At 70.6% G+C, this 10,928-nt stretch carries 12 protein-coding genes; 5 read left to right on the forward strand and 7 right to left on the reverse strand.

Annotated features, from left to right (window positions below):
• The first annotated feature begins 173 nt into the window (after positions 1 to 173).
• From ACNFOC_RS18540 to ACNFOC_RS18550, 3 genes are all read left to right on the forward strand, one after another.
• A complete protein-coding gene (locus tag ACNFOC_RS18540; RefSeq protein ID WP_416960197.1) occupies positions 174 to 1,769 on the forward strand; it encodes an FAD-dependent monooxygenase in 1,596 nt (531 codons plus the stop codon).
• A 241-nt stretch (positions 1,770 to 2,010) separates the two neighbouring features.
• Positions 2,011 to 2,550, forward strand: coding sequence for a cupin domain-containing protein (locus tag ACNFOC_RS18545; RefSeq protein WP_416960198.1), 540 nt, complete (start codon positions 2,011 to 2,013; stop codon positions 2,548 to 2,550).
• Positions 2,547 to 2,948, forward strand: coding sequence for a rhodanese-like domain-containing protein (locus tag ACNFOC_RS18550; protein ID WP_416960199.1), 402 nt, complete (start codon positions 2,547 to 2,549; stop codon positions 2,946 to 2,948). The genes ACNFOC_RS18545 and ACNFOC_RS18550 overlap by 4 nt, the downstream gene beginning before the upstream one ends.
• Before the next feature lie 50 nt (positions 2,949 to 2,998).
• On the opposite strand, the gene ACNFOC_RS18555 is transcribed toward ACNFOC_RS18550, so the two are convergent.
• From ACNFOC_RS18555 to recA, 4 genes are all read right to left on the reverse strand, one after another.
• Positions 2,999 to 3,967: a sugar ABC transporter substrate-binding protein gene (locus tag ACNFOC_RS18555; protein ID WP_521985188.1), complete on the reverse strand. Its 969-nt coding sequence runs from the start codon at positions 3,965 to 3,967 to the stop codon at positions 2,999 to 3,001.
• 358 nt (positions 3,968 to 4,325) lie between these two features.
• The gene (locus ACNFOC_RS18560; RefSeq protein WP_416960200.1) at positions 4,326 to 4,475 is read right to left on the reverse strand and encodes a hypothetical protein; all 150 of its coding nucleotides are present in this window, start codon (positions 4,473 to 4,475) and stop codon (positions 4,326 to 4,328) included.
• A 378-nt stretch (positions 4,476 to 4,853) separates the two neighbouring features.
• A complete protein-coding gene (gene recX, locus ACNFOC_RS18565; protein ID WP_416960201.1) occupies positions 4,854 to 5,816 on the reverse strand; it encodes a recombination regulator RecX in 963 nt (320 codons plus the stop codon).
• Between the two features lie 3 nt (positions 5,817 to 5,819).
• Positions 5,820 to 6,944 (reverse strand): recombinase RecA, encoded by a 1,125-nt coding sequence (gene recA, locus ACNFOC_RS18570; protein ID WP_416960202.1) that lies wholly within the window; start codon positions 6,942 to 6,944, stop codon positions 5,820 to 5,822.
• 335 nt (positions 6,945 to 7,279) lie between these two features.
• Between recA and ACNFOC_RS18575 the strand changes: the two genes are divergently transcribed.
• Complete coding sequence (locus ACNFOC_RS18575) at positions 7,280 to 7,480, forward strand: hypothetical protein (RefSeq protein ID WP_416960203.1); 201 nt, start codon at positions 7,280 to 7,282, stop codon at positions 7,478 to 7,480.
• A gap of 77 nt (positions 7,481 to 7,557) precedes the next feature.
• On the opposite strand, the gene ACNFOC_RS18580 is transcribed toward ACNFOC_RS18575, so the two are convergent.
• Positions 7,558 to 8,169 carry a dihydrofolate reductase family protein gene (locus tag ACNFOC_RS18580; protein WP_416960204.1) on the reverse strand — a complete coding sequence of 204 codons (612 nt, stop codon included), beginning with the start codon at positions 8,167 to 8,169 and terminating at the stop codon, positions 7,558 to 7,560.
• A gap of 179 nt (positions 8,170 to 8,348) precedes the next feature.
• On the opposite strand from ACNFOC_RS18580, the gene ACNFOC_RS18585 reads away from it, so the two are divergent.
• Positions 8,349 to 9,095: a hypothetical protein gene (locus ACNFOC_RS18585; protein WP_416960205.1), complete on the forward strand. Its 747-nt coding sequence runs from the start codon at positions 8,349 to 8,351 to the stop codon at positions 9,093 to 9,095.
• 35 nt (positions 9,096 to 9,130) lie between these two features.
• Here ACNFOC_RS18585 and ACNFOC_RS18590 read toward each other — a convergent pair whose 3' ends face one another.
• Both ACNFOC_RS18590 and ACNFOC_RS18595 read right to left on the reverse strand, forming a co-directional pair.
• On the reverse strand, positions 9,131 to 10,504 hold the full coding sequence (locus ACNFOC_RS18590) for an AI-2E family transporter (RefSeq protein ID WP_416960206.1): 1,374 nt from the start codon (positions 10,502 to 10,504) through the stop codon (positions 9,131 to 9,133).
• Positions 10,505 to 10,564: 60 nt separating this feature from the next.
• Positions 10,565 to 10,759 carry a DUF3046 domain-containing protein gene (locus ACNFOC_RS18595; protein ID WP_019075591.1) on the reverse strand — a complete coding sequence of 65 codons (195 nt, stop codon included), beginning with the start codon at positions 10,757 to 10,759 and terminating at the stop codon, positions 10,565 to 10,567.
• Positions 10,760 to 10,928 lie beyond the last annotated feature (169 nt).

Consider the following 10,928-nt stretch of genomic DNA (forward strand, 5'->3'; position numbering starts at 1 on the left):
ATCGGTCACATGGCATGAACGACACGGAGGCAGTGGCATGATCGCCACTGCCTCCGTCACTTGACGCAAGCACCGGCAATGGGTTGCATACGTTCTGTGATCGTGCACCCTGCTCCAACTTCCTGTTCACATGCGTCCCTGAGGACACCGTCACGGGCAGGGGGCGCCGCACCGTGGACCCGGTGATCATCGTCGGGGCGGGGCCCGTGGGGCTCACGCTCGCCCTGGCACTGGCGCGGCAGGAGGTGCCCTCCGTCCTCCTCGACGAGGGTCCGGGCAAGGACGAACCCCGTCCCGCGCGCACCGTCGTCCTACGGGAGGACACGGCAGCCCTCCTGGAGCGACTGACCGGCGTACCCCTCGCCGAACTCGGCTCGCGCTGGGCCGGATGGCGGTCGATGCGGCGCAAGCAGGTGATGCGCGAGATCACGTTCGACGAGACCGAGCCCGCCCCGCTGCACATCGCGCAGCACGTGCTCACCGGCACCCTGCGCCAGGCCCTCGCGGGCGAGCGGCTGGTGAAGATCGCCGTGGACAACCGCCTCGACTCGCTCGAACAGGAGCCCTCGGGCGTCACCGCCCACACCCGCGGCCCCAAGGGCACCTGGTGGCGCGGCAGTTACCTGGTCGGCTGCGACGGCCCGCGCTCGACCGTGCGCAAACTCCTGGACATCCGCTTCCCCGGCCGTACGGCGGTGGAACGACACGCCGTGGCCGCGCTGCGCACGGAACTTCCGTGGCCCGACCAGGCGTTGTTGCATCGGGTGCCGCCGTGGCGGACGTCCGGACCCTCGGCCGGGGAGGTCACCGGACGCCCCCTCCCGGACGGCGTGTGGCGCCTGGACTGGCTGCTGCCGCCGGGCAAGGACCTGGTCACCCCCGAGCTGCTGCTGGCCCGCATCCGGGAGACGCTCGCGGGCTGGACCGAGGGCCCGACACCGCCGTACGAACTACTCGACACCGGAGTGCACACCGTGCACCACCGGCTCGCCCGGCGGTGGCGGGTGGGGCGGGTGTTTCTCGCCGGGGACGCCGCGCATCTGCTGGGGGCGCTCGGGACGCAGGGGCTGGACGAGGGGCTGCGGGACGCCGACAACCTCGCCTGGAAGCTGGCACTGGCCTGGCACCACGGGCCGCACGAGGAGCTGCTCGACAGCTATCAGGCGGAGCGGCGGGCCGTCGTGGCGTCCCGGCTGCGCGCCGCCGACCAGGCGCTGCCGCTGGTGCGCGGCGGCGCCGGACTGCGCGCGGTCGTGCCCGGCTCGGCCCGCAACCATGACGTGCTGCTCACGGACGGTCACCTGGGGCACAACGCCCTCGGTGCGCCGGGGGCGTACGCCGACTCGCCGCTCGCGCCCCGGCACATCGAGGCGGAGGTCCCCGTGGACACCCTGCCCGGCGCGCCGGTCACCGATGTCCTGGTCACCGCCGAGGACGGCGCCTTCGTACGGCTGCGGGACCGCCTCGGGCGCGGCTCCCTGCTGGTCGTCCTGGTCGCGCCGGGCACGGGCGTGTGGGAGCGCAAGCACTGGGTGACGGCCGGAATCATGCCCCGCCTGGCGGCCGCGGTGACGGCGCTGCCGCATCCGGCCGAGCTGCTGGTCGCCGAGAGCTACCCGGGCGCCGCCGCTCACACGGTTCTCCTCGTACGGCCCGACGGACACCTGGTCACCGCGCTGAGCGGGGTGCGCCCGGCCGACCTGTACGCGGCGGCCGAGGCGACCCTGGGCGGCCCGACGAGGACGGAGGCCACGGCCGGCTCGCGCTGAGGCCACCGTACCCGAACTGTCCACATAGTGACGCTGAGTTGACCGGTCCGCACCGCCGTGCTGTACTCCGGACCATGACCGACACCTCTGTCCACCTCTGGCGGAAGGTCCACCTGGACCTCGTCCGCTACGTGGGCTGTGTGTGTCACGTCGCCTGCTGAATTCGCATCTCTCTCACCCGCGCGCGCCACTGTCGTGATGCCTGCGCGCACCCTCGCGAACACTCATCAGGACGGTGCACGTGTCTGTCTCCCCTTCTGCCTCCGTGTCCCCCGCCGCGCCTTCCCAGGCCCCGACGCAGGCGGACCTGCTCGACTTCGTCCGGCGTACGGCCGCCGACGCCGAGCTGATCGCCTCGCTCCCCCTCGACCCCGAGGGCCGCACCTGGGTGCGGCTCGACGGTCCCGGCGGCAGCGAGGCCTGGCTGATCGGCTGGCCGCCCGGCAGCGGGACGGGCTGGCACGACCACGCCGAGTCGGTCGGCGCCTTCCTCGCCGCCGCCGGTGAGCTCAAGGAGAACTCGCTCGCCGCTCGACTCCCGAGCCACGGCTGGAAGACCCTCGAACTGGAGGAGGGCGTGGACCGCGAGCGGCGGCTGCCGGCCGGCAAGGGCCGCGCCTTCGGTCAGCACCACGTCCACGAGGTGCTCAACGAGTCCTCCGAAGAGCACGCGATCTCCGTCCACGCGTACTACCCGCCGCTGCCGCAGATCCGCCGCTACAGCCGCACGGGCCCGGTACTGCGCCTGGAGCAGGTCGAGCGCCCGGCGGACTGGCAGTGAGTGCCGTACGCGAACAGCCTCTCGGCATAGACGAGTTGCTGGATCGGGTGCGCGAGACCTACGAGCGGATCGAGGCACGGGCGGCGTACGACGCGGCCCGTGACGACGATGCCCTCCTGGTCGACATCCGCTACGCGGCCCTGCGCGACCGGGACGGCCTCATCCCCGGCGCCCTGGTCGTCGAGCGCAACGAACTGGAGTGGCGCCTCGACCCCCGGGGCAGCCACCGCGCCCCCGAAGCCACCGGTCACGACCTGCGCGTCGTGGTGATCTGCAACGAGGGCTACGCGTCCACCCTGGCAGCCGCGTCCCTGCACCGACTGGGCCTGCACCGCGCGACGGACCTCGTCGGCGGCTTCCAGGCCTGGAAGGCGGCGGGACTGCCTGTCACGTCGTAGACACTCCGTCTACGACCCGACGGTCCGGCCCGCTCACGACGCGTCCCCGCTCACGATCCGTCGGAGGGGCAGTAGAGCGGGGCGGTGTCCGCGTTGGTCCTGGTGATCAGGCGGGCCGGTGTGGTGGCGATCTTCTCCACCTTCTCCTTACGGAGAAGGCTGATGGTGTTGGTGACGGCCAGTTCGCCGGTGTCCTTGGCCGAGTTGGAGACGGTGGCGGCGAAACGGCCGTCCTTGAGGGCGGCGAGGGCCTCGTCGGTGCCGTTGACCGTCACGATCTTGACCTTCTTGCCGCCGGCCGCGTCGAAGGCCTTGCGGGCGGCGAACGCCATCTCCTCGTTGGCGACGAAGGCGTAGTCCAGATCGGGATGCGCTTTGATCATGCCCTCGGCGACGATCTTCGCCTTCGCGGCGACGAACATGGCGGGCTGGTTCGCGACCACCTTCGCGTTCGCCGGCAACCCCTTGGTGAAACCGCCGACGAGCAGGTCGGAGGCGGCGCCGGGCGCGCCCGCGATGACGGCCACCTGCACCTCGCGCCCCGCGGCGTCGTCCTCGATCCACTCGGCGTCCAGCTTGCCCACCGTCTTCAGGTCGACGACGACGGCCCCGAGGATGTCGGACGGATCGGCGCTGACCGAGGTCAGGAAGATCGGGATGTGCGCACTCCTGGCCTTGGCGATGTCGCTCTTGAGCGCGGTGGTGCTGACGGTCTGCAGGATGATCGCGTCGACATGGCGCGCGATCATGTCCTGGATGTTGGCGAGCTCCCGCGCGGCGTCCTGATGCGAGTTGACCGTGACGAGCTTCGCGAAGTTGCTGCTGGCCGTGTTCTCGATCGACTCCTGCAAACAGCTGTGGAACTCGGTGCTGCCACCGTTGACGAATCCGATGGTGATGGGCCCGTCGTCGGCGGGCGTGGCACTCGACTCCAGTCCGCAGCCGCTCAGTAAGAGACCAGTGCCGACCAGGAGGACCACCAGCGTTCTTCGGTGGCGAGCGGGCAGGGACAAGGACAAGGGGGCCGCCTTTCAGGGCGTACGAGGACCGGTCGGCGATACGGCCGGAGGCACTCGGGCAGGCCTGACTGCGGCTCGGTGGGCGATGAGGGCCAAGGCACAGCAGGCGGGAAGGCCTGGGGTCGGCAGCAGAAGCTACCCCCGCGCCAAACCTGCGCACCCTTTGCGTCACGCACACTAAGTTTGCGGAATGCGCATCGTTCGGGGGGTGGCGAGTGGCCTCCGGGACGGGTGACCGACGGTTTCCCTCGCACGCCCCCGGGACGGACGGCTGACGGTTCGCCTCGCATGCCGCTGGGACGGACGACTGACGTTCGCCTCGTACGTCCCCGGGACGGACGACTGACGGTTCCCCCGCTCACTCCCTGGCGGTCGCCACCGCGACCGCCCGGACCCGGAACGCCACGCGTCCCGGCAGCGCCGAGGCGGCGAGGACGAGGGTCCCGGCCACCGCGATCACCGCGAGATACACGAGGGGCGTGATCGTCGGTGCCGCCCGGCCGGTCATGCCGACACTGAACTCGGTCAGGACGGCGAGGGCGATACCGCTGCCGAGCCTTCAGCGCGGCGAGGTCGGAGAGTTCGACCGGTGCGGGTGTCGCCAGGGTCCGTCCGGTGGGCGTCTCCCCGCCGGATGTGCCGGATGTGCCGGGCGGACCGGATGTGCCGGGTTCCTGTGCCATGCATACACAGCCGTTCGTGCACAGGTACCTGTGCACTGCGGCAATCCGGCGTCTTCAGCCGGGAGTTGGCCCCACCTCGGGCGTCGGCCAGGTGCTTGCCTGAACGCGGTCGGCGCCCCCGCGCGTCCACCGTGTTCAGGACGTTCGCACCACCGAGGGATCAGAACCGGATCGTCCCGGATCAGTACTCCCTCGTCTTCGGATCAGTACCCCTCGTCCCCGAGGAACTCCGTGTCCTCGCCCTCTTTGTCCAGCGCCTGCCGGACCACTCTGAGGGCCATGCCCTGGGAGTAGCCCTTGCGGGCCAGCATGCCCGCGAGGCGGCGCAGCCTCTTGTCGCGGTCGAGGCCCCGGGTGGACCGCAGTTTGCGGTCGACCAGTTCGCGGGCCGTCGTCTCCTCCTGGTCGGAGTCGAGCTGGGAGACCGCCTCGTCGATCAGCGTCGGATCGACGCCCTTGGTGCGCAGTTCCTGGGCGAGCGCGCGCCGGGCCAGACCGCGGCCGTGGTGCCGGGACTCCACCCAGGCGTCCGCGAACGCGCCGTCGTTGATCAGCCCGACTTCCTCGAACCGCGACAGCACCTCGTCCGCCACCTCGTCCGGGATCTCCCGCTTGCGCAGGGCGTCCGCGAGTTGCTTGCGGGTGCGCGGGTTCCCGGTGAGCAGGCGCAGGCAGATTCCCCGCGCCCGCTCAGCCGGGTCCGCCGGCGGCTCCTCCTTCTCGGCCCTCGACGAGGAGAAGTCACCTCCGTCCTCTCCGGACGACTCACCGAAGCCACGACCACGGCGCCCGCGTCTACCGCGTGCGCCGTCACCGCGCGCCGTAGACCCTCGCGAGCCGCCCTCGCCGCGCGCTCCACGGCTGCGGCGTGAGCCGCGGCCGGGTGCGTCGTCGTCGGACCCGTCGCCGGGCGAACCGCCGCCGGGCGCCGAGCTCCTGAAGAGCCGACCGGTGCCCGTCGAACCGTCGCCGGGCTCCGGGCCGCCGAAAGGCGGACCGGCCTCCCCCGCGAAGCCGCCGCCCGGCTCGTCGCCGTACGGCCCGTCCATGCCGTACGGCTCCTCGATCATGCCGTCCGCACCGTAGGCCAGGCCGTCGTCGCCTCCCCCGCGCCCCTGCGGGGCGCCGGGATACGCGTACTCGGCCCAGTCCGTTCGTCGTGTCACGGGTCAGCTCTTGGCTGTCGCGGCCTTGGGCTTGGTGGCCTTGGCCGCAGCCGGAGCGGGCACCGTCTTGGCGTCGTCCGTGGCGGTGGGGACCGCCGCGTCCGCACCCGGCTCGGCGGTGGGCTTCTCCGGACGGACACCCACGCCCAGCTTCTCCAGGATCTTCTTCTCGATCTCGTTGGCCAGGTCGGGGTTGTCCTTCAGGAAGTTGCGCGCGTTCTCCTTGCCCTGGCCGAGCTGGTCGCCCTCGTACGTGTACCAGGCGCCGGCCTTGCGGACGAAGCCGTTCTCCACGCCCATGTCGATCAGGCCGCCCTCGCGGCTGATGCCGTGGCCGTAGAGGATGTCGAACTCGGCCTGCTTGAAGGGCGGCGCGACCTTGTTCTTGACGACCTTGACGCGAGTGCGGTTGCCGACCGCGTCCGTGCCGTCCTTCAGGGTCTCGATACGGCGGATGTCGAGTCGCACCGAGGCGTAGAACTTCAGCGCACGGCCACCGGTCGTGGTCTCCGGGGAGCCGAACATCACGCCGATCTTCTCGCGGAGCTGGTTGATGAAGATCGCGGTGGTCCCGGACTGGTGGAGCGCGCCGGTGATCTTGCGGAGCGCCTGGCTCATCAGACGGGCCTGGAGACCGACGTGGCTGTCTCCCATCTCGCCCTCGATCTCCGCGCGCGGGACGAGTGCCGCGACGGAGTCGATGACGATGAGGTCGAGGGCGCCGGAGCGGACCAGCATGTCCACGATCTCCAGGGCCTGCTCGCCGTTGTCCGGCTGGGACAGGATCAGGTTGTCGATGTCGACGCCGAGCTTCTTCGCGTACTCGGGGTCGAGGGCGTGCTCCGCGTCCACGAACGCGACCTGGCCGCCGGCCCGCTGGGCGTTCGCCACCGCGTGCAGGGTCAGGGTCGTCTTGCCGGAGGACTCCGGGCCGTAGACCTCCACCACTCGGCCGCGCGGCAGGCCGCCGACACCGAGGGCCACGTCGAGCGCGGTCGAGCCGGTGGGGATGACCTCGATGGGCTCGTTCGGCCGCTCGCCGAGGCGCATCACCGCGCCCTTGCCGAATTGCCGTTCAATCTGTGCGAGCGCGGCGTCCAGCGCCTTCTCGCGGTCGGTTCCTGCCATGGGTTCCACCCGATTTGCTTGTGTCGATCGCTTCACGTCAAAGACGCTAACGCCTGCCACTGACAATGCGCCCCGACGCCCGCCCAGCCTGTGGATAACTCGGACACTTCAGCATCAAAAGCCTGTCGAAATGCCCGTCATGGCCTCGCCGGAGCTTCCATGAGAATGGATGTTCGATTTTCGTGTCAAGCGCACCACGCGGCACTCGCGTCATCGATGTCCTGTGACGCCTCACGCCGTGGCGACGCTTCGAATGAGATGGAAATCCTTCCTGTGCCGGGGGTCGGGCCCGTTGACTGACGGCAGCCAACGGCAACCGACGACGGGAGAGTTCGATGAAGATGTGGAAGCGCGCGGGGATCGCGTCCGTGCTGGTCGCGGCGACCGTCGGCATCATGAGTCCGGCGGCGTCGGCCGCTCCCATGCCGTGGGAGACCAGCCGCGTGCACCAGCCCGCGCCGCAGGTCGCACCGGTCTCCTCGGCCGTCGGGACCGGCACCGTCAGCGTCCTGTGCGGTACGCCTTGCTACCAGTAGGACCCTTCGCGAGCGCCGCACGCCGCTGAACCACCGGCCTTCCCCGGCGCGTCCTCGACCTCGACGCCGCAGGACGATCACGTCCCGACCGGCCGGCAGCGCACGTTCACCGCGGCCGCGTGGTCATCGCCGTTCAGCAGCATGAGCCGGACCGGGGCGCCGCCGGGGTTGTCGAAGAGCCGGATGCCGTCGCCGAGCAGCACCGGCGCGATGTGCAGGTCGATCTCGTCGATCAGTCCGCGCTCCAGCAGTTGTCGGCCGATCGTGGGTGAGAGCACTTCGAGGTTCTTGCCGCCGGCGGCCTCCAGCCCGATGCGTACGGCCTCGGCCACGTCGCAGTCCAGGAAGGTCACCCCGGGGACGGGCGGCGCGTCGTCGGGGTGGTGCGTGAGGACGAACACCGGCCCCTGCCACGCGCCGCCGTAGACGCCACCGGCATCGGGAAAGGCGTCGAAGCCGTCCCGGCCGCCCAGTACGGCACCGGTCGTAGCGGCGTACTCCTCGACGAGGCCGGCCCGGAACGAGAACCCCGTCATCCAGTCCATCGCGTGCTCGGGCCCCGCCACGAACCCGTCCAGCGACATCGTGAAGTGCCACAGCACCTTGCCCGCGGCGGTCTGCGGTCCGGTGTCCGCCAACTGTGGGACGGACGTGGTCTCGACGCTCTGCGGGGCCTTTGCGGTGGACATGATCGATCCTCGCTTCGGGGGTCACCGTTCCGCGGATTCCGGGCGGCTTTCACCTCCATGGACCCCGCGCGCCCCCGAAACTCATCGTCACGCCCCTGGGAGCACTACTTCCGCCGTCGTACGGCGGGTGTCTTCGGTCGTACGACGACTGCGCGACGGGTTCCCGCGAGGCTCGAGCCATGACGAGCCATGTACGTCCCGCCGAGCGTCTCTGCCATGTGATCGGTGCCCTGTTGATCCTCTCCGGGCTGGTGCACCTGGTGGTGTTCGCGGTCGACGGCGGCCCCTGGTACGGGCCTGTCTCCTGGCGCAAGCCCGTCACGTTCGGGCTCTCCTTCGGGGTGACGCTGATCGCGGTCACCTGGGTCACGTCGTATCTGCGCGTCGAGGCCCGGCTGCGCACGATCCTGCTCATCGTGTTCGCCGCCGACTGTGTCGTCGAGGTCGGCGGCATCACCCTCCAGGCATGGCGCCGGGTGCCGTCGCACCTCGACATGGAGACGCCCTTCGACACGGCGGTGTCCATGACGCTCGCGGTGGGCGGCGGTGTCCTGGTGGTGCTGCTCACCGTGTTCGCGGTGGCGTCCTTCCGGCACCGGCCGACAGGGCCTACGGGGATGGCGCCAGCGGTGCGTTCCGGGTTCGCGATCCTGCTTGTGGCGCTGGCCTCGGGCGCCGCGATGATCGCGCGCGGGGTCGTCCTCGCCCGGACCGGCCACCAGGAGGCTGCGTACCACTCGACGGCCCCGCTCAAGCCGCTGCACGGGGTGAGCCTGCACGCCGTCCTGGTGCTGCCCGCCCTGGCCTGGCTGCTCTCCCGCACGTCCTGGAGCGAGGCGGTACGGCGGCGGACCGTGACCGTCGCGGTCGGCTGCTACGTGGTCGCCGTGGCCGCGGCCGGGGTGTGGGCGGTGCTCACGTACTGACCGCGACGCCCCGGTGTTCTCTGCCGGATCATCCCTCAGGAGGAGCCGGAGGAGCCCTCTCCGGAGTCCCTCGGTTCGGGGTCGGTCGGTTCCTGATCGGTGGGCCGCGAGTCGGCTGTCCCGGAGCCGGTCGTGGAGGCGGAGTCGCTGCTGCCGGCGGAGTCGGCCGCTGTGGGCGCTTCCGCCCCCGGCCGCCGGTCCCACAGCCGTCGCGCGCGGGCCAGCGCGCCGGGTCCGCCGGAGCCGCGGGTCCGGTGTCCATGGACCCTGGGGTCGTCCGTGACGGCGTACCGCTTCACATACGCCCCGAGGAACGCCTGGAGCGTGGCGACGGCGGGGATGGAGATCAGCGCGCCGACGGCACCCAGGAGCGCGGTGCCCGCGATGACCGAGCCGAAGGCGACCGCGGGGTGGATGTCGACGGTCTTCGCGGTCAGCTTGGGCTGCAGCATGTAGTTCTCGAACTGCTGGTAGACCACGACGAAGATCAGCACCCACAGCGCGTACCAGGGGTCCACGGTGAAGGCGATCAGCATGGGCAGGGCGCCCGCGAGATACGTGCCGATGGTCGGGATGAACTGGGAGACCAGGCCCACCCAGACGGCGAGCACGGGCGCGTACGGGATGCCCAGCGCCTGTAGCAGGATGTAGTGCGCCACTCCGGAGACCAGCGCCATCAGACCGCGGGAGTATATGTAGCCGCCCGTCTTGTCGACGGCGATCTCCCACGCACGCAGCACCTCGGCCTGCCGGGCGGGCGGCAGTACGGAGCACAGCGCGCGCCGCAGTCGCGGCCCGTCGGCGGCGAAGTAGAACGAGAACAGACCGATCGTCAGCAGCTGGAAGAGGCCCCCGAGCACCTGGGTGGACACGTCCAGCACGCCGGTGGCGCTGTTCTGCACGTACTTGCGCAGCCAGTCGGAGTGGAGCAGCCCCTCCTGGATGTCGACCCGTCTGAGGTCGGTGTGGAAGTGCGTGTTGACCCAGTTGATGACGGAGTCGAGGTAGTCCGGGAAGTCCTCGATCATCTTGATGATCTGGCCGGCGAGCATCGACCCCAGGAGGGTGACGAACCCGGCGCTCACGATCAGCAGGCCGAGGAAGACCAGGAAGGTGGCCAGACCGCGGCGCATGCCGAAGGCGGCCATCCGGCTCACCGCGGGCTCGATGGCGAGGGCCAGGAAGAACGCGATGAGGATGTTGATCAGCAGCCCGATGAGCTGGTGGAAGGCCCAACTGCCCAGCTGGAACACGGCGACGAGGGCGAGCGCCAGCACCATGGCGCGGGGCAGCCAGCGCGGCATGCGGGCGCCCGGCGCGGCGCCGTCGGCCGGGGGCCGGGTCGGCGGCGTCGCACCGGTCGGGGATGCCTGCGGGGCGTCGTGCCCGGTCTCGTCAGTGGCTGCCACGGTGCAAGTCTCGCCTACGCCACTGACAACCGGTCACCCGCCGGCGATCTTCGTGACCGATCAGCGACTTTCCTGGGGAACGTTCATGACGGCGCAGACCACGCGCCACACGTCCTTGGCCTCCCAGCCCGCGTCCAGCGCCTCGTGCACCGTCCGTCCGCCGAGTTCCGTCATCACGTGATCGCGCGCGAAGCTCTCGGCGTACCCCGCGCCGAAGTGCTCCGTCATCCGCTGCCAGAAGACCGTCAACCGCATGACACCAGTATCCCGCCCCTGAGAGTGGGACCAGGTCGGGACCCCTTACGGAGACCGCTTTCCGTCCTACGGTCTGACGCATGGCCGAAACAGGAGCTTCTCCAACCCGGCATCGGAGACCTCGTAGGTGACGTAGATCGCCCACTGCTCGCGCTCCATCGCCACCGCC

Source organism: Streptomyces colwelliae, from assembly GCF_048158785.1.
In the GTDB taxonomy this organism is placed as follows: Bacteria; Actinomycetota; Actinomycetes; order Streptomycetales; family Streptomycetaceae; genus Streptomyces.